The 17,067-nt window shown below is 67.0% G+C and carries 16 protein-coding genes; 2 read left to right on the top strand and 14 right to left on the bottom strand.

Annotation, left to right across the window (positions count from 1 at the left end; all coding sequences use genetic code 11):
- Positions 1–155: 155 nt before the first annotated feature.
- The 4 genes from AE618_RS26125 to AE618_RS26110 form a co-directional block, all read right to left on the bottom strand.
- Positions 156–1,025 carry an ABC transporter ATP-binding protein gene (locus tag AE618_RS26125; RefSeq protein ID WP_054211986.1) on the bottom strand — a complete coding sequence of 290 codons (870 nt, stop codon included), beginning with the start codon at positions 1,023–1,025 and terminating at the stop codon, positions 156–158.
- Positions 1,022–2,476: a dihydroorotase gene (locus AE618_RS26120; protein WP_054211985.1), complete on the bottom strand. Its 1,455-nt coding sequence runs from the start codon at positions 2,474–2,476 to the stop codon at positions 1,022–1,024. The genes AE618_RS26125 and AE618_RS26120 overlap by 4 nt, the downstream gene beginning before the upstream one ends.
- Positions 2,477–2,484: 8 nt before the next feature.
- Positions 2,485–3,279 carry an SDR family NAD(P)-dependent oxidoreductase gene (locus AE618_RS26115; RefSeq protein WP_054211984.1) on the bottom strand — a complete coding sequence of 265 codons (795 nt, stop codon included), beginning with the start codon at positions 3,277–3,279 and terminating at the stop codon, positions 2,485–2,487.
- 182 nt (positions 3,280–3,461) lie between these two features.
- Positions 3,462–4,511 (bottom strand): ABC transporter substrate-binding protein, encoded by a 1,050-nt coding sequence (locus AE618_RS26110; RefSeq protein ID WP_054211983.1) that lies wholly within the window; start codon positions 4,509–4,511, stop codon positions 3,462–3,464.
- A gap of 142 nt (positions 4,512–4,653) precedes the next feature.
- Here AE618_RS26110 and AE618_RS26105 point away from each other — a divergent pair, with 142 nt between their 5' ends.
- Entirely contained in the window at positions 4,654–5,556 is a 903-nt protein-coding gene (locus AE618_RS26105; protein WP_054212124.1) for a LysR family transcriptional regulator, read from the top strand.
- A 119-nt stretch (positions 5,557–5,675) separates the two neighbouring features.
- On the opposite strand, the gene AE618_RS26100 is transcribed toward AE618_RS26105, so the two are convergent.
- On the bottom strand, positions 5,676–6,254 hold the full coding sequence (locus AE618_RS26100; RefSeq protein ID WP_156330500.1) for a TIGR00730 family Rossman fold protein: 579 nt from the start codon (positions 6,252–6,254) through the stop codon (positions 5,676–5,678).
- A gap of 150 nt (positions 6,255–6,404) precedes the next feature.
- Here AE618_RS26100 and AE618_RS26095 point away from each other — a divergent pair, with 150 nt between their 5' ends.
- On the top strand, positions 6,405–7,346 hold the full coding sequence (locus tag AE618_RS26095; RefSeq protein WP_054211982.1) for an acetamidase/formamidase family protein: 942 nt from the start codon (positions 6,405–6,407) through the stop codon (positions 7,344–7,346).
- 43 nt (positions 7,347–7,389) lie between these two features.
- On the opposite strand, the gene glnT is transcribed toward AE618_RS26095, so the two are convergent.
- The 9 genes from glnT to AE618_RS26050 all read right to left on the bottom strand — a co-directional run bounded on the left by glnT (position 7,390) and on the right by AE618_RS26050 (position 17,067).
- Positions 7,390–8,685, bottom strand: a complete 1,296-nt coding sequence (glnT, locus tag AE618_RS26090) for a type III glutamate--ammonia ligase (RefSeq protein ID WP_054211981.1) — start codon at positions 8,683–8,685, stop codon at positions 7,390–7,392.
- Positions 8,686–8,750: 65 nt separating this feature from the next.
- Positions 8,751–10,088, bottom strand: a complete 1,338-nt coding sequence (locus AE618_RS26085; protein ID WP_054211980.1) for an FMN-binding glutamate synthase family protein — start codon at positions 10,086–10,088, stop codon at positions 8,751–8,753.
- A gap of 12 nt (positions 10,089–10,100) precedes the next feature.
- Positions 10,101–10,799: a protein glxC gene (locus AE618_RS26080; RefSeq protein ID WP_054211979.1), complete on the bottom strand. Its 699-nt coding sequence runs from the start codon at positions 10,797–10,799 to the stop codon at positions 10,101–10,103.
- Positions 10,796–11,677, bottom strand: coding sequence for a glutamine amidotransferase (locus AE618_RS26075; protein WP_054211978.1), 882 nt, complete (start codon positions 11,675–11,677; stop codon positions 10,796–10,798). Before AE618_RS26075 ends, AE618_RS26080 begins: the two co-directional genes overlap by 4 nt.
- Before the next feature lie 106 nt (positions 11,678–11,783).
- Complete coding sequence (locus AE618_RS26070; protein ID WP_054212122.1) at positions 11,784–12,449, bottom strand: helix-turn-helix domain-containing protein; 666 nt, start codon at positions 12,447–12,449, stop codon at positions 11,784–11,786.
- Positions 12,450–12,558: 109 nt separating this feature from the next.
- A complete protein-coding gene (locus tag AE618_RS26065) occupies positions 12,559–13,011 on the bottom strand; it encodes a MucR family transcriptional regulator (protein ID WP_054211977.1) in 453 nt (150 codons plus the stop codon).
- Between the two features lie 267 nt (positions 13,012–13,278).
- Entirely contained in the window at positions 13,279–15,087 is a 1,809-nt protein-coding gene (locus tag AE618_RS26060) for a hypothetical protein (RefSeq protein WP_054211976.1), read from the bottom strand.
- Positions 15,071–16,177, bottom strand: a complete 1,107-nt coding sequence (locus tag AE618_RS26055; protein WP_054211975.1) for a protein-glutamate methylesterase/protein-glutamine glutaminase — start codon at positions 16,175–16,177, stop codon at positions 15,071–15,073. Before AE618_RS26055 ends, AE618_RS26060 begins: the two co-directional genes overlap by 17 nt.
- On the bottom strand, positions 16,174–17,067 hold the full coding sequence (locus tag AE618_RS26050; protein WP_054211974.1) for a CheR family methyltransferase: 894 nt from the start codon (positions 17,065–17,067) through the stop codon (positions 16,174–16,176). Before AE618_RS26050 ends, AE618_RS26055 begins: the two co-directional genes overlap by 4 nt.

The following is a 17,067-nucleotide window of genomic DNA, read 5'->3' as shown; positions in this document are numbered from 1 at the left end:
GACGCCGGACAAGCACGCCGTCATCCCGGGCGAAGTGAAGCGAAGACCCGGGATCCATGCCTGAACCGTTCCGGAATGGATCCCGGATCGGCGCGGTTGCGCCGCTTGTCCGGGATGACGTGGAGGGTGAGACTGGCGCTTCATCACATTCCTCCTCAGACCGGTTTCGGGGGATGGCTGACGATGCCGGTGCCGCCGCGTGCGCCGACGATCATCGCCCGCAGGCGCTGGTTCAGCGCGACGAAATCGGGCTCGAAGGTCATGTCGATGGTGCGCGGGCGCGCGATCGCGACGGGCGAATCGTCGAGGATGCGGCCGGGCCTTGCGCTCATCACGCAGATGCGGTCGGCGAGATAGGCGGCTTCTTTTAGATCATGCGTGACCAGAAGCACGGTCAGCTTCTTGGAGAGCCAGAGATCCTGCATGATCGCCCAGAGCTCCTCGCGGGTGAACTGGTCAAGCGCCCCGAAGGGCTCGTCCAGCAGCAGGAGATCGGGGTCGTGGATCAGGGCGCGGCAGAGATTGGCGCGCTGCATCATGCCGCCCGAAAGCTGCCAGGGAAATTTGTCGCCGAAGCCGCCCAACCCCACCTGGTCGAGCAAGGCCTCGACGCGGTCGCGATATTCGGTCTTGCGCTTGGCGCGATAACCCTGCCGGAAGGGCGGCACGATCTTCAGCGGCAGCATGACGTTGTCGCGGATGTTGAGCCAGGGCAGCAGCGTGGGGTTCTGATAGGCCATGCCGATGCGGATCGGCGTCGCGCCGATCTCGCGGCCGGCGACGAAGACATGGCCGGTCGAGGGAGCCAGCAATTCGCCGACCATCTTGAGGATCGTCGACTTGCCGCAGCCCGACGGGCCGACGAGCGCGACGAATTCGCCCTCCCCGATCTTGAGCGAGGTCGGTGCCAGCGCCTGGACCGCCCTGGCGCCGCGGCCATAGGTGATCGAGGCGTCCTGGAACTCGATGAAGGTTGGCGCGGGCGTCGCGGTGCCCTGCCTGATATCGGTGACGGCGGCGTTCACGGCCCGGCTCCCTCTGCGGTGATGGCAGGCGCTTGCAAAGAGGCGGCCAGGGTCTGGTCGGCGTTGCGAATGGTGGGTTTCGGCATCGCCTGGATCGACGTGACCTGCCGGCCCCAGCCGCTGGTCTCGGGGACGAGCTTGCGGTCGCGCTGGACGAAGCGGCCCCGCACCAGCGTGTGGATGGGGACGCCGGTGACGCTGACGCCCTCGAAGGGCGTGATCTTGCCGCGCGAGTGCAGGGCTTCCGCTCGGATCGTCTCGGTCCTGTTCATGTCGACGACGGCGATGTCGGCATGGGCGCCGGTCTCGATGCGGCCCTTATGCGGCCAGAGCCCGAAGGACTTCGCCGGGTTCTCGGCCGAGATCGCGACGTAGTGCTCGAGCGTCATGCGGCCTTTCGAGACCTCGTTCAGCATCAGCGGCATCTGCGTCTCGACGCCGGGGAAGCCGCAATCGGCCTGCCAGATCACGTCCCTGGTCTTCTCCTCGACCGTATGGGGCGCGTGGTCGGTCGCGATCATGTCGATGACGCCCGATTGCAGCGCCGCCCAGATCGCTTCCGAATCCGAGGCCTCGCGCACCGGCGGGTTGACCCGGATGATCGAACCGAGCCGCGCATAGTCGCGCGAGTCGAGCAGGAGATAGCAGGGGCAAGTCTCGCCGGTGATCTCGACGCCGCGCGCCTTGGCGGCGGCGAGCGGGCGCAGTTCGGCAGCCGAGGAGATGTGCAGGATATGGATGCGCGCGCCGGTCCATTCCGCCAGTTCCGCCGCGCGGGAGACGGCCTCGGCCGCGACGATCGCCGGGCGCGCGGCGATATGGGCGAGCGGGTCGTTACGTCCCGCCTCCATCAGCCGCTTCTGGCGCCAGGCCATGATCGAGGCCGTCTCGGCATGGAGCGAGATGCGCAGGCCCGAGGGCGCGATGATCTCGAAGCCCTCCAGCATCGCCCCCGTCGAGGGCGAGGGCAGATTGCCGAAGGTGTTGCCCATGAAGCATTTGAAGGCGTTGACGCCGCCGTCGATCAGGCCCTGGAGCTCGTCGATATTGTCTTCTGCCAGCAGGCCGTAGATGCCGTAATCGACATGGGCCTTGGCGGCAGCCTCCTGCTTCTGGCGCAGCTCCTTGACCGAGCGCGTCGGCGGGTTGGTGTTGGGCATCTCGAAGACGGTGGTGGTGCCGCCCATCGCGGCCGCCGCGCTGCCGGTGCGCCAGTCTTCCTTGTGGGTGTAGCCGGGCTCGCGGAAATGGACGTGCACGTCGATGGCGCCGGGCAGCAGGAATTGGCCGGTGACGTCGACGGTCTCGCGGGCGGCCGGCATCGCGGCGGGTGAGCCAACGAGCGCGATCAGCCCGTCCTTGATCGCGACATCGGCGCGGTAGCGCGTCTTGCCGCTGACGACCGTGCCGCCAGTCAGGACGAGATCGGCGATGAAGGGCGTCTCGCTCATCGGGGCGCTCACAGCATGGCCCAGCCGCCATCGACCGGCAGGTCGACGCCGGTGATCTGGCGGGAAACGTCGGAGGCGAGGAAGAGGCAGGCATTGGCCACGTCCTCATCGGTCGAGACGCGCTTCAGCGCATAATCGGCCGCGTGCTTCTCGAAGGCGGCCTCTTCCGAGATGCCGAGGCGCCGGGCCATCTCCGGCACGACCTTGCCGCGGAAGCGCGGCCCGTCGACCATGCCCGGCGCGACGCAGTTGACGTTGATGCCATAGGGGCCGGCCTCGAGCGCGAAGCTCTTGGTGATGCCGCGCAGTCCCCACTTTGAAGCCGAATAGGCCATGCGCCCGGCCCGCCCGCGCATGCCGAAGGTGCCGCCGACATTGACGATCTTGCCGCCCTGCTGCGCGATCATCGCCGGCAGGCAGGCGCGCATGGTGTTGAAGCAGCCGCGCATGTTGAGATCGACGATCTCGTCGAACTCGTCCTCCGTGGTCTCCCAGCCGGTCTTGCCGATCGGCCCCGAGCCGCCGGCGACGTTGACGAGGATGTCGATGCGCCCGCCGAATTCGGTCAGCGTCTGTGCGATGGCCGCCTCGCAGTCGCTGCCCTTGGTGATGTCGCAGGCGATCACGATCGCTTCCGCGCCCTTCGCCCGCACCTCGGCCGCGACCGGCTCGATCGCCGCGACGTCGCGGCCGATCAAAGCGAGCCTGCAGCCCTCAGTGGCGAAGGCCCGGGTGACGGCGGCGCCCATGCCCTTGGCCGGGCCGGTGATGACCGCGACGCGGCCTGTGAGGTTCAGATCCATGCGTATGTTCTCGGCATCAGAATGGGCGCTGTCGTCGCTCAGTGATTTCAGTTGTCATTCCGGGGCGCCCCGCAGGGGCGAACCCGGAACCCACGGGAGGGGACACGACCTTCCCGCCTCTGGGCTCACCCGGTCGTGGGTTCCGGGTTCTCGCTGCGCGAGCCCCGGAATGACGGTGAGGTTCACCCCAGCTTGGTGATGCGGTCGGCCAGGGGCGGCAGGAAGGCGCGGCTGAAGATCTCGTCGGGGGCCGGCATCCGCGGCAGGCCGTCTGCCTCGACGACGATGGCGATCGACTTCTTGAAACGCGCGTCGTCGACATCGCCGAGCCCGATCTTGGCCGCCTCGGGATGGCTCATCTCGGAGGCCAGCGTCGCGATCAGGCGTTCCTTCTCGATCGCCTTGTTGATCAGCGGCTCGCGCCTGGCGACGGCCTCGATCGCAGCGTCGTTATCCTTGAGCGTATCCTTGATGCCGCGATCGATCGCCCGCAGCAGGCCTTTCAGCGCGTTGGGGTTCTCGGTCGCGAGCTTGCGCGAGGCGATCATGGCGTTGGAGTAGAGGTCCATGCCGTAGTCGCCGAAATTGATGAAGCGGAAGTCCTTGTTGGGGTCGATGCCAACGAGCTTGGCCGAGAAGGCGATGGTGTTGACGAAGCCGAAGACACCGTCGACCTGGCCGCGCTGCAGCATCTGCTCGCGCAGATTGGGCTGCATGTTGGTGATGTTGACCTTGGAAGCGTCGATGCCAGCGAGCTTGGCGAAAGCCGGGAAGAGCTTCAGCGCGCCATCATTGGCCGGGCCGCCGAGCGTGCGGCCTTCGAGATCCTTGGGCGTCTTGATCGGGCCGTCAGCCTTGACCGCGATGGTGAAGGGCGGACGGTTATAGGTCGCCGAGATCGCCAGCGGCGTGGCGGCCCCGATCTGGCTTTTCGCCACGAGCTGGATCAGTGCGTTGATGTCGCCGAAGCCGAGATCATAGGAGCCCGAGGCGACCGAGCCGACGGCGGCGCCCGAGCCATTGCCCTGATCCATGGTGATTTCCAGGCCTTCGGCGCGGAAATAGCCGCGATCCTCGGCCAGGAAGAACCAGCCCTGCGGCCCCTGATAGCGCCAGTTCAGGATCATCTTGAGCTTGGTCGGCGTCTGCGCCAGCGCCGGGCGCGGCAGGGCGGAGACCAGGGCCGCCGCACCGGCGGCAAGGCTGAAACGGCGTCTGCTGATCCCCGTCATCTGCGGTCTCTCCCATGCCTGCTGCTTGCGCGGCCCTCTGCCGCTGCCATGGATGAAGCCTATGCCGGGTTGACCGATGCCGTCTTGTGCTGACTTCTTGCCGGAGCTGTTCGAAAAACGCATCGCTCATGAGGATCGCGCCGTGAAGCATCTGCGCCTGCTCACCTATATCGACGAGGTCGCCCGCGTCGGTTCGATCCGCAAGGCGGCCGAGCGGCTGAACATCACCGCATCGGCCCTGAACCGGCGCGTGCAGGACATCGAGGAGGAGCTCGGCACCAAGATCTTCGAGCGTTTGCCGCGCGGGGTCAGGCTGAACGCCGCCGGCGAATTGCTGATCCGGCATATCCGCAGCCAGCTCGCCGATATCGGCCGGGTGCGCTCGCAGATCGAGGACCTGTCGGGCTTCCGGCGCGGCACGGTCTCGATCGCCTGCAGCCATGCGCTGGCCCATGACTTCCTGCCCGTCGAAATCGCCTCCTACCGGCGGGCCTTCCCGATCGTGGAATTCGACGTGCGCGTCGCCGTCCACAGCGAGGCCTTGCGGGCACTCGTCGCCTATGAGGTCGATCTCGCGCTGATCTTCCGGATGTCGGCGATGGCGGGTTTCCAGGTCGTCGCCTCGGCCGAGCAGCGCATCGTCGCGATCATGCGCCACGACCATCCGCTCGCCGGAGAGGGCTCATTGCGCCTGCGCGACTGCGCCGATTATCCGCTGGCTCTGCCCGACAAGGGCTATGGCGGGCGGCAGTTGCTGGAGGAGGCGCTGGCGCGCAGCTCATTCCGGATGTCGCCGGTGGTCGAATCCAACTCCTTCGAGTTCCTGCGCAATTATGTGCGCTTCGAAAATGCGATCACCTTCCAGATCGAGATCGGCGCACCGAGCAACCTCAAGGAACGCGACGGGCTGATCTCGCGGCCGATCGATCCGCGCGACATCGCGCCAGCCCGTTTCGCGATGGGGCAACTGCACGGCCGCTCGCTGCCGGTGGCGGCGGCGAAGTTCGCCGAGCAATTGGCGCGGAAGCTGGAGAGCAACGCCTGACCCGCGCTGTCACGACGCGTCATTGCGAGCGCAGCGAAGCAATCCAGGGGGGCGTAGAGCGCTGCCGCTCTGGATCGCTTCGCTATACTCGCAATGACGGAAACGGCCTCGCCTTCGATCTACAGCCATTTCGGCACGGTGACGCGCTCGAAGGCGATCAGCCCGTCGAGCAGGCGGGCCGGATCGGCATCGGCCACGATGCCATCCCGATGCGCCGGCGGCAGGAAGCCCTGCGCGATCATATGGTCGATGAAGCCCATGAAGGGCTGGTAGTAGCCGGCAACGTCGAAGAGTCCGGCCGGCTTGTCCATGTCGCCGAGCTGGTTCAGCGTCCAGGCCTCCATGAACTCCTCGAGCGTGCCGATCCCGCCGGGCATGGCGACGAAGCCGTCGGCGAGATCGGCCATGCGTTCTTTCCGCGCCCGCATACCGTCGACGATCTCGTGGCGGGTCAGGCTCTCGTGGAGGTGGCCGAGATCGGCGAGCCTTCGCGTGATCACGCCATGCACCGCGCCGCCTTGAGCCAGCACCGCATCGGCGACGATGCCCATCAAGCCCTTATGCGTGCCGCCATAGACCAGCGTCAGGCCGCGTCGGCCGATCTCGGCGCCGAGCGCGGTTGCGGCTTCGCGATAGGCCTCGCCATGGCCGGTGTTGGAGCCGCAGAACAGGGCGATGGCGGTCAGGTCTCTTGGCATCGTGGTCTCGGGTTGGCGTCGGCAGAGCCGTCAACTCGCAACGTCTCGCCGGCCAAGGCAAGAGGCCGACCGCCGCAGCGCACGAAATTTGCACTCGACAGGCGAAGCGCCCGCAGCCCATCCTCACGCGACAGCCGCCACGGACGGATCATGACCCATCACCTGAAAGCCTCACCGGAAACCTGTCACTGGGGCTATTTCGATGCCCGCGTCGCCCCCGCGCTGACCATCGCCAGCGGCGAGAGCGTCACGATCGAATCCGTCAGCGGCACGCTCGAGACCCTGCCGCCCGCCGGCTTCCATGTCCCGCCCGAGCTGCATGCGATTCATGCCGCGCAGAAGGGCCCGCCCTTCGGCCCGCATATCCTGACGGGCGCCGTCTCGGTCGAAGGCGCCTGGCCCGGCGACGTGCTGCAGGTCGACATCGAATCCGTCTCGCTGCGGCAGGACTGGGGCTACAACCTCAACCGGCCGCTCGCCGGCACGCTGCCCGACGACTTCCCGCATTTCCACCTGATGAACATCCCGCTCGATTCCACCCGCATGGTCGGCACGATGCCCTGGGGTCTGGAATTGCCGCTGGCGCCGTTCTTCGGCGTGATGGGCGTGGCGCCGCCGCTGGAATGGGGGCGCTGCACCTCGATCATCCCGCGCGCCTTCGGCGGCAATCTTGACAACAAGGAGCTGGTCGCCGGCACGACGCTCTATCTGCCGGTGTTCGTGCCCGGCGCGCTGTTCTCGGTCGGCGACGGCCATGGCGTGCAGGGCGACGGCGAGGTCAACGTCACCGCGATCGAGACCGCGCTGTCGGGCACGTTCAAGCTGACCGTGCGCAAGGACCTGCACTTCACCTATCCCCGCGCGGAGACGCCGACCCATGTCATCACCTGCGGCATGGACCCCGATCTCGACCGCTGCGCCGAGAAGGCGCTGCGCGACATGATCGTGCTGATCGTCGAGCGCACCGGCATCACCCGCGAACAGGCCTATGCCCTGTGCTCGATGGCGGCCGATCTGCGCGTCACCCAGACGGTGAACCAGCACAAGGGCGTGCATTGCATGCTGCGGAAGGAGCTGCTGGCGAAGGGGTGACGGGGGCCGCAGGCGAACAGGCGGGCGTCATTGCGAGCGCCTCTCAAATGTCCAGCGTATTTGTCCGCTCCCATTGCGTCAGGTGGCGCGAATAGTCGTTCCACTCCTGCGTCTTGAGCTTGAGGAAGCCGTCGATCAGCGGGGCGCCGAGCGCGGTCCGCAACACGGTCGATTTGTCGAGCGCGCGCAGGGCATCGAGCAGGTTCAGCGGCAGCTTCTTGGCGCCGCGGACCTTGTGGCCGTCGGTGTACATGTTGATGTCGAGGCGTTTGCCCGGATCGCGGGTGTTGCGGATGCCGTCCATGCCGGCCGCGAGCACGGCAGCGGGCAGCAGATAGGGGTTGGCGGCGCCGTCCGCGAGGCGGAACTCGAAGCGCCCGGCATCGGGGATGCGGATCATGTGAGTGCGGTTGTTGCCGGTATAGGTCACGGTATTGGGCGCCCAGGTCGCGCCCGAGACGGTGCGGGGCGCGTTGATGCGCTTGTAGGAGTTCACCGTCGGGTTGGTGATGGCGCAGAGCGCGTCGGCATTGTGGATCAGCCCGCCGATGAAGCTGTAGCCGAGCGCGGACAGGCCGAGTTCGCCCTGCGGGTCAGAGAAGGCGTTCGTCTCCCCCTTCCACAGCGAGACATGGATGTGGCAGCCCGAGCCGGTCAGGTCGATGAAGGGCTTGGGCATGAAGGTCGCGCGCAGGCCGTGCTTCTCGGCGATCGAGCGGACCATGAACTTGAAGAAGACGTGCCGGTCGGCGGTCTTGAGCGCGTCGTCGTAGTTCCAGTTCATCTCGAACTGGCCGTTGGCGTCCTCATGGTCGTTCTGGTAGGCGCCCCAGCCGAGCGAGAGCATCGCGTCGCAAATCTCGCGGATGACCTCGTAGCGGCGCATCAGGGCCGACTGGTCGTAGCAGGGCTTCACGGCGTTGTCGGCGGCATCGGAAATCTGCGTGCCATCGGCCGAAATCAGGAAATACTCGCATTCGACGCCGGTTTTCATGGTGTAGCCATCGGCGGCGGCGAGCTGGGTCTTCAGCACCGTGCGCGGCGCCTGGGCGACCGGCTTGCCATCCATGACGAGGTCCGAGGCCAGCCAGCCGATCTCCGGCTTCCAGGGCAACTGGATCAGGCTGTCGGGATCGGGCACGGCGAAGAGATCGGGATCGGCCGGGCTCATGTCGAGCCAGGTCGCGAAACCGGCGAAGCCCGCGCCATCGCGCTGCATCGGGCCGATCGCGCTGGCGGGCACGAGCTTGGCCCGCAAGCCCCCGAAGAGATCGACATAGGAGATCAGGAAGTACTTGATGCCGCGTTCGGCGGCGATCTTGGCGAGATCGGTGGCCATGGTCGATGCAGTTCCCCTCGAAGGCCCGTTATCGGGCTCATTCACATGATGCGTCGTGCCCCCACTCAGAAGCGGCCGGTCACGCCCGGTATCCAGTCCGTCCCCGCAAGCGGGACTCGTGCCATCGCGGCGGCCTCGATCGTCAGCGCGACCAGATCCTCGGGCTCGAGGTTGTGGACATGGCTCTTGCCGCAGGCGCGCGCGATGGTCTGGCATTCGAGCGTCAGCACGGCGAGGTAGTTGGCGAGGCGGCGGCCGGCCGCAACCGGATCAAGCCTGGCCGAGAGCGCCGGGTCCTGCGTGGTGATGCCGGCGGGGTCGCGGCCCTCATGCCAATCGTCATAGGCGCCGGCCGTGGTGCCGAGCGCCTGGTATTCGGCCTCCCACTGCGGATCGTTGTCGCCGAGCGCGACCAGCGCCGCCGTGCCGATGGCGACCGCATCCGCGCCCAGCGCCAGCGCCTTGGCGACGTCGGCACCGTTGCGAATGCCCCCGGAGACGATGAGCTGGACCTTGCGGTGCATGCCGAGATCCTGCAGCGCCTGCGCCGCCTGACGGACGGCCGCCAGCGTCGGGATGCCGACATTCTCGATGAAGACTTCCTGCGTCGCCGCCGTGCCACCCTGCATGCCGTCGACGACGACGACATCGGCGCCGGACTTCACGGCGAGCGCCGTGTCGTAATAGGGGCGGGCCGCGCCGACCTTCACATAGATCGGCTTCTCCCAATCTGTGATCTCGCGCAGTTCCTCGATCTTGATCTCGAGATCGTCGGGCCCGGTCCAGTCCGGGTGGCGGCAGGCGGAGCGCTGGTCGATGCCGACCGGCAGGGTCCGCATCGCCGCGACGCGCTCGGTGATCTTCTGGCCGAGCAGCATGCCGCCGCCGCCGGGCTTGGCACCCTGCCCGACGACGATCTCGATGGCGTCAGCCTTGCGCAGATCGTCGGGGTTCATGCCGTAGCGTGACGGCAGGTACTGGTAGACCAGGATCTGCGAGCTCTGGCGCTCTTCCTGGGTCATGCCGCCATCGCCGGTCGTGGTCGAGGTGCCCATAGCCGAGGCGCCACGCCCGAGCGCCTCCTTGGCATTGGCCGAGAGCGAGCCGAAGCTCATGCCCGCGATGGTGACGGGAATCTTCAGGGTGATCGGCTTCTTGGCGAAGCGCGTGCCGAGCACGACTTCGGTCGAGCATGTCTCGCGGTAGCCCTCCAGCGGATAGCGCGAGATCGAGGCCCCGAGGAAGAGCAGGTCGTCGAAATGCGGGAGCTTGCGCTTCGCGCCGCCGCCGCGGATGTCGTAGATGCCGGTCGCCGCCGCGCGGCGGATTTCCGAGAGCGTGTAGTCATCGAAGGTCGACGAGGTGCGCGGGACCGTCCGGGGTGTCTTTCTCAGATCGCTCATCGCCAGGTGCCTTCAGTAGCTCGACACGTTGTCGACGTGGAAATGATAGAGCGTGCGCGCCGAGCCGTAGCGCTTGAACTCGCCGATATCGACGGAGCCGGCCAGGCCTGCCGCCTCGAGCTTGGCCGCCAGCAGCGCCCGGTGCTCGTCGCGCATCTCCTTCTCGATGCAGTCGGCGCCGAGGCTCGCGACCGTGCCGCGCACGAACAGCCTGGCCTCGTAGAGGCTGTCGCCCAGCGCCTCGCCGGCATCGCCGAGCACAACGAGACTGCCCGCCTGGCCCATGAAGGCTGACATGTGGCCGACCGAGCCCTTCACGACGATGTCGACGCCCTTCATCGAGATGCCGCAGCGGGCGGAGGCATTGCCGTCGATGACGATCATGCCGCCGCAACCGGTAGCGCCGGCCGACTGGCTGGCATCGCCCTTCACATGGACGAAGCCCGACATGATGTTCTGGGCGAGACCGACACCGGCATTGCCGTTGACGACGATGCTGGCATGCTTGTTCATGCCGCCGCAGTAATAGCCGACCGGCCCGTCGATCTCGATCGTGACGGGGGCATCGACCCCGGCCGCGACCGCATGGAGCCCGCGCGGATTGGAGACGCGCCATAGCGTCTCGTTGGTGTCGGGGCTGAGCGCGTGCAGCGCGGCGTTGAGCTCCCGCACCGAGCCGGTGGCGAGGTCGATGGCATGATGGGCGCTCATTGCAGGCGGTTCCAGAAATAGACCTTCGCGGGTTCCGGCTCCCAGACCCTCGCCTGGGCGATGCCCGGCAGATCGGCCAGCGCCCGGTATTCCGAGCCGAAGGCGACGTAGGATTGCGTCTCCGCCATCACCGCCGGCTTGCAGGCGATCGGGTCTCGCAGCACGCCGAAGCCGCTCTCGGTGCCGACGACGAAGGTGTAGAAGCCGTCGAGATCATCAAGCGAATGCTCCAGTGCCTGCCCGAGCGTGTCGCCCGTGCGCATGCGCGAGGTCAGGTAGGCAGCGGCGACCTCGCTGTCATTGTCGGTGGCGAAGGCGAGCCCCTCGCGCTCCAGCCGTCGGCGCAGGCCGCGATGGTTCGAGAGCGAGCCGTTATGGACGAGGCATTGGTCCGCGCCGGTCGAAAAGGGATGGGCGCCGTCGGTCGTGACCGCGCTCTCGGTCGCCATGCGGGTGTGGCCGATGGCGTGGGTCCCGGCCATGCGCTCCAGCCCGAAGCGCTTGGCGACCTGCGTCGGCAGCCCGACCTCCTTGTAGATCTCCATGCGCTCGCCGGCGCCGACGACGGCGATGCCGGAGGCGCTTGCGGCCAACGAGGCCCTGACCGCCATCTCCTGCCCCACCGGAACGGTGAGCACGGCATGGGTGTCGCGGATGGTCGCCGGCAGGCCGAGGCCGGCGGCCAGACCAGCGAAATCCGTCCCCTCGGGTCCACGCAGCGTCAGCTTGACCGAGCCGGGGCTGCCCTCACCATAGATGGCGAAACCGGCGGAATCCGGCCCGCGGTCGCACATCACGCCGAGCATGGTCGAGAGCAGCGAACCGAGCTCGGGTTCGAGCTGCGGATCCTTGATGAACAAGCCGACAATGCCGCACATGACGCCGTTCCTGACAGGTCAGGCGCCCGTCGCAGCGCCCTACGCATGTCTAGATTGCAGCCCATGAGCCGTCAATCATAGGAATATAATTTTCTCTTGGAGAAAATCAGACGGCTGGCGGCAGCCGGTTGAAGATGATGATCGAGAGATAGGTCATCGGCCGCACGATCAGCTCCTCCGGCCCATGGGTCGCGGCGGAATCGAACAGCAGCGAGTCGCCAGGGCGCAGATGATAGGTCCGATCGCCATGACGGTAGATGACCTCGCCGCTCAGCATGTAGATGAACTCGACGCCGGCATGGCGGAAGCCGGTATAGGGCACCGCCTCCTCGCTCAGGGTGATCAGATAGGGTTCGACCGCGATCTCGCCGCCAAGCGCATGGCCCAGCAGTTCGTAGAGATGGCCGACCTTGGTGCCGCGCCGCTCGATATGGACGCCCTGCCCGGCCGGCACATAGGAGCAGTCGCGCTTTTCCTCGAAGACCGAGAAGAGCGAGCTGATCGGCACGTTGAGCGCTGCCGTGATCGCCTGCAGCGTCGCAAGCGAAGGCGAAATCAGCCCGTTCTCGATCTTCGAGAGCATCCCGACCGAGATCGCAGAGGCCCCCGCGAGGTCCGAGACGGTCAGGTCGAGGTCGTGGCGGATGGCGCGGATGCGCTGGCCCAGCGCCTGTTCGAGCGTGCGGCCGGCGGCAGCGGGCGCGCCGGAGCCCGTTCGCAGCTCATCGGCGGGGACATCTGCCGTCTTGGCGTCCTTGCGTCCGGGCCGTATCGCCAACGCAATCTCCTATCCGGACGCATTTGCGCGAACCGGCCGCCCATGGCGGGAGCCGGTCCGTCGCGTGGTCGTTTCAGGCCTTGCCCGTTCAGGCCTTGGCTGCTCAGGCCTTGGCCCGGGCGGCGCGCTTGGGCTTCGCGGCGGCGACGGCCGGAACCGCGGCCTTGCGACCCAGGCCCATCGACTTGGCCAGCGCCGAGCGCGCCTCGGCATAGGCCGGAGCGACCATCGGGTAATCGGCCGGCAGGCCCCACTTCGTGCGGTACTGCTCGGGCGTCAGGTCGTACTTGCTGCTGAGATGGCGCTTCAGCGACTTGAAGGACTTGCCGTCTTCGAGGCAGATGATGGCCTCCGGCGTCACCGACTTGCGGATGGACACGGCCGGAACCAGCGGCGCGGCAGCCGGCGCCTCGGGCTCGCCACCAAGCTTGGCGAGCGAGGCGTGGACGCTGGCGATCAGATCGGCGAGATCGGCGCGGGGGACGTTGTTGCGGGCGACGTAGGCGGAGACGATCGAGGTCGTCAGGTCCAGAAGCTCTTCGTTATTGTCTGCCATGGTGCGTTCCGATCGAGAGAAAAAATAACATTGCTGTGAGAACTGTATCGGGATTACGGCGAAGACAGGAGAATGTCTATCCGCAGCGCATCGAAACCTGCGTCAAAGGTTGACGATCCACCGTAGGTTCCGCGATATGCGGCCGCTTTGCACGCACGGCGTGCAACGACACAGGCCGGCACCAGACGCACAAGATCGAGGTGCTGCAGTTCTCTGCGGCCGCTTTTCGAATCACTTCGACGGACTGGTGCGTTACGTGCCTGTCGCTCAGAACAGGAAGTCGTCGAGGCTGTCCGTCGACTGCACGACGACGGGCGCAGCCGCTCCGGATTGCGCCGGCAACAGCAATCCGATCACAGCCTGATGGATCGTCCGCTCGCCCACCATAGTATAGTTCGGCCAGATGTGAGCATCGACGAGACCGCGCACGCGCTCGGCGACATCGGCCCGCGAGGGCATCTCCTGATCGGCCGCCCCGCGCGCGAGTTCGACGGCGCCCGAGGCGATCAGGTCGCTCATCGCGCCCGCATTGGAGAAGGACAGCCGCGCATCCGCGACCACGGCACTGAAGCCGCCGCCCTCACGCGTCAACTGGCCCAGTGTCGCACCGAGCCGGTCGCCGGTCTGGCGCATGGCCGAGAGGGAGCTGCGCATGGCTTCGTCCAGAGCGGCGAAATGGGCAGCGTCGAGGCGCCCGCCGCGCGTCAGCCCGGCGGAGGCCTCCTGCATCCGCGCGAAGGTCGGCGTCAGATGGTTGGCGTCCGTCGCGACCTGATCGGCCGCGACTTTCAGCTCCTGGGCGATGACGACGAGGCTGCGCCCGCCGGTGCCGATGCGTGCTGCGCGCAGACCTGCATTCATGCCGATGAGGACGATGCTGGAGACCGTGCCGGCGAGTGCCGCGACAGTCTGCTGGCAGGTTTCGAGCACGGTCGCGAGGGCCGACGTGACGCGATCGACACCGGAACGGGCGCGGTCGCACTTGCCCAGCAGATCGGAAGCCTGCGCCAGATCCGATTCGAGATCAGCCAGGAAGGAGCCCGACTGGCTGCGCTCGGACTTGCCGCCACCATCGCCTTGATAGAGCGAGCGCACGAGATCGAGCAGGCCAGCCGTGTCGCCGGCCAGCAGCGCGAGCGCGGACTCGATCGCATCCGCGTCCTGCGCGAGCGTCAACGCGCTCTCGTCGAGTTGCGCGGCCTGAAGCCTGCGCAGCACGAGCCCGGCTGCGCCGCGCTCCACCGCGTCGAAATCAGCGCCCGGCCCCGACGTGCCGTCGAGCGAGCCAAGTAGACGCAGCGCCTTGATGACATGCTCCAGCCGCTGCCGGATGCTGTCCCCCGATTGCAGGGCGATGATCGCGCCGCCGGCCGCCATCGCGATCTTGCCGGAATGGGCCGCGGCATCGCTTGTCAGGGAGACGCTGCGCCGCTGGCGCTCGGCCACCTCGGCAAGGGTTTGTTCGAGATTGTCGGCCAGTCCCGACAATGCATGGCCATAGCGCCCCTCGAAGTCGCGCTGGGCCGACAGCGCCGAGCCGAGCAGGGCACTCAGATGGTCGTGGTCTCGGGCGCAACTCTGGATGGTGTGCTGGGCCTGCGTCGTCAACGCGACGATCTCGCTGGTGAAGTCGCCGAAATCGCGGCCTGCCGCCTGCACCGAGACGGCCTCGATCCGGGCGCTCCGGGCGAGAATGGTGATCAGCCGCATATGCTCCAGCAGGCGATCGAGAGCCAGAGACGCCGCCTTGCTGTGGGTCGTGAGTTCCTGCAGCACGCCGGTCTCGTCGCGCAGCCCGTCATTGATCGCGCGCAACTCCCCCGCCAAACCCGAAAGGGACTTGCCCGCATCCGCGATCTCGGTCCCGGACAGTTCCGCCGAGAGCGTCGAAAGCCGTTCCTTCAGGCCCTCGAACAGGCTCAGGCCTTCACCGAGCTGGCTGCCGGCCCGGGCAAAGGTGACGTCGATCTCGCGGGCACTGCCTTCGAGTGCCGCGACCAGCCTCGCCAATCCCGGATCGCCTACGCCGGTCGCCGCGCCACCGATGCCATTGTCGACTTCAAACGTCGCGCGCATTCCCGCCCCCCAACGCAGACGTCGCCTGCGGCCACGCCATGATCTCCTGCGGTACACGAGATAGCTTGACGATCCGTTCGGCCGCGCCGAGATCGATCGCCTCCTTGGGCATTCCGAAGACGACGCAGCTCTCGGCGTCTTGTGCCAGCGTGCGTGCGCCGGCCTTGCGCATCTCGAGCAGCCCGCGCGCGCCGTCATCGCCCATGCCGGTCATGATGATCCCCAGCGCGTTGGCGCCGGCATATTGCGCCGCCGAGCGGAACAGCACATCGACCGAGGGCCGGTGGCGCGAGACATGCGGACCGTCCTTGATCGCGACGCGGTATTGCTGGCCGACACGCTGCAGCAGCATGTGACGGTTGCCCGGAGCGATCAGGACGCGGCCGGTGGTGACCTCGTCCCCATCCTCCGCCTCCTTGATCTCCATCGCACAGATGCTGTTCAGCCGCCTCGCGAAGGCCAGCGTGAACTTCTCCGGCATGTGCTGGACGATCGCGATGCCGGGACAATCCGCCGGCAACTGTTCCAGAACCTCGCGCAGGGTTTCGGTTCCGCCGGTCGAGATGCCGATGCAGACGATCTTGTCCGTGGCATGCCGCACGCGCCCCAGCACCGGCGGCGGCAGGATGGCGTCGGCCGTCAGCTTCTTCTCGACTTGCAGGCGCGGTTCGCGCGGACGCAGCTTGGCCTGGGCAGCGGCTCGGACGGCCTGGCGCAGGCGGTCCGCGGTCTCCATCAGAGCCGTGCGCGTATCGATGCGCGGCTTGGGCAAGACATCGACGGCGCCGGCCTCCAGCGCATCGAAGAGCGCCCGCGATCCCGCCTCGGTCAGGGTCGAGCAGATGATGACGGGGATCGGTCGCTGCGCCATGATCTTGCGCAGGAAGGTCAGCCCATCCATGCCGGGCATCTCGATATCGAGGATCATGACATCGGGAATTTCGCTCTGCAGGCGGCGCGCGGCAGCGAAAGCATCCGCCGCAGTGCCCATGACCTCGATCCCGGGATCCTCTTCGAGGATCGCGTTCATCACCTGACGAACTGAGGCAGAGTCGTCGACGATGAGGACGCGGATGGGCTTGCGGTTCATGCGGCGGTCCTCCTGCCGGCGGCCTGGCCGGCCTGGCTGGCCTGATAGATGGTGGGGGCGACCGAGTTCAGCCCATCGATGCCGCTGCCGGCCATCGATTCCGAATGGCCGAGCATGAGATACCCCCCGGGACGCAGATGGGACGCGAGCCTGGAAATCACGGCCAGCTGCGTCGGCTTGTCGAAATAGATCAGCACGTTGCGACAGAAAATCACATCGACGTCGCGGTCGAAGGGGTAGCTCTCGTCCATCAGGTTGAGCCGCTCGAAATGAACGGTCCGGCGCAGCTCAGGCGTGATCCTGACGACCGTATCGCGTGGGTTCCTGGCGCGCATCAGGTAACGCTGCTGCATCGCCGCCGGCACCGGAGCGACGAAGTCGCGCGGATAGATCGCCGCGCGCGCATCGCGCACCACCTCGGTCGAGATATCCGTCCCCAGGATCGAGAAGCGCAGCGGCGTGCCGGCATTGACAAGATCCTGCAGCACCATCGCCGCCGTGTAGGCCTCCGCCCCCGTCGAGCAGGCGGCGCTCCAGATCTTGAGATTGAGCTGCCGCTCGCCGCGCCGGCGTGCAAGCTGCGGCACCGCCACATCGCGCAGGAACTCGAAATGGCTCGGCTCGCGGAAGAAATCCGTCTTGTTCGTGGTGACGCAGTCGATCAGATGGACAAGCTCCGCGTTCAGGCCATCCTTCTTGAAAAGTAGGTCACCATAGGCCGTGAGGTCTGCCAGACCGAGAGCGCGCACGCGCTTGCGCAGGCGCCCCTCGACCATGGTCTGTTTCGTCTTCGGCAGCTTGATGCCGACGCGCGTCTCGATAACCTGCGCGATCGCGGTGAAGTGTCTATCGTTCAGGCGGTCGAACGCGTCCGTTTGAGGCTGCGCCAT

It is taken from the genome of Allobosea vaviloviae, from assembly GCF_001298265.1.
Taxonomy (GTDB): Bacteria; Pseudomonadota; Alphaproteobacteria; order Rhizobiales; family Beijerinckiaceae; genus Allobosea; species Allobosea vaviloviae_B.
The sequence above is the reverse complement of the archived record's forward strand: the minus strand, read 5'-3'. Positions and strand labels throughout refer to the sequence as shown.

Coding starts and splice junctions, on each gene's coding strand:
- AE618_RS26075 (WP_054211978.1), bottom strand. CDS start 11,677: ATGTGCGGCATTGTCGGCTTGTTCATCAAGGATCCGCAGCTCGAACCC.
- AE618_RS26095 (WP_054211982.1), top strand. CDS start 6,405: ATGACCCATCACCTGAAAGCCTCACCGGAAACCTGTCACTGGGGCTAT.
- glnT (WP_054211981.1), bottom strand. CDS start 8,685: ATGGCCACCGATCTCGCCAAGATCGCCGCCGAACGCGGCATCAAGTAC.
- AE618_RS26110 (WP_054211983.1), bottom strand. CDS start 4,511: ATGACGGGGATCAGCAGACGCCGTTTCAGCCTTGCCGCCGGTGCGGCG.
- AE618_RS26100 (WP_156330500.1), bottom strand. CDS start 6,254: ATGCCAAGAGACCTGACCGCCATCGCCCTGTTCTGCGGCTCCAACACC.
- AE618_RS26085 (WP_054211980.1), bottom strand. CDS start 10,088: ATGAGCGATCTGAGAAAGACACCCCGGACGGTCCCGCGCACCTCGTCG.
- AE618_RS26115 (WP_054211984.1), bottom strand. CDS start 3,279: ATGGATCTGAACCTCACAGGCCGCGTCGCGGTCATCACCGGCCCGGCC.
- AE618_RS26065 (WP_054211977.1), bottom strand. CDS start 13,011: ATGGCAGACAATAACGAAGAGCTTCTGGACCTGACGACCTCGATCGTC.
- AE618_RS26060 (WP_054211976.1), bottom strand. CDS start 15,087: ATGCGCGCGACGTTTGAAGTCGACAATGGCATCGGTGGCGCGGCGACC.
- AE618_RS26050 (WP_054211974.1), bottom strand. CDS start 17,067: ATGGCGCAGCCTCAAACGGACGCGTTCGACCGCCTGAACGATAGACAC.
- AE618_RS26055 (WP_054211975.1), bottom strand. CDS start 16,177: ATGAACCGCAAGCCCATCCGCGTCCTCATCGTCGACGACTCTGCCTCA.
- AE618_RS26080 (WP_054211979.1), bottom strand. CDS start 10,799: ATGAGCGCCCATCATGCCATCGACCTCGCCACCGGCTCGGTGCGGGAG.
- AE618_RS26120 (WP_054211985.1), bottom strand. CDS start 2,476: ATGAGCGAGACGCCCTTCATCGCCGATCTCGTCCTGACTGGCGGCACG.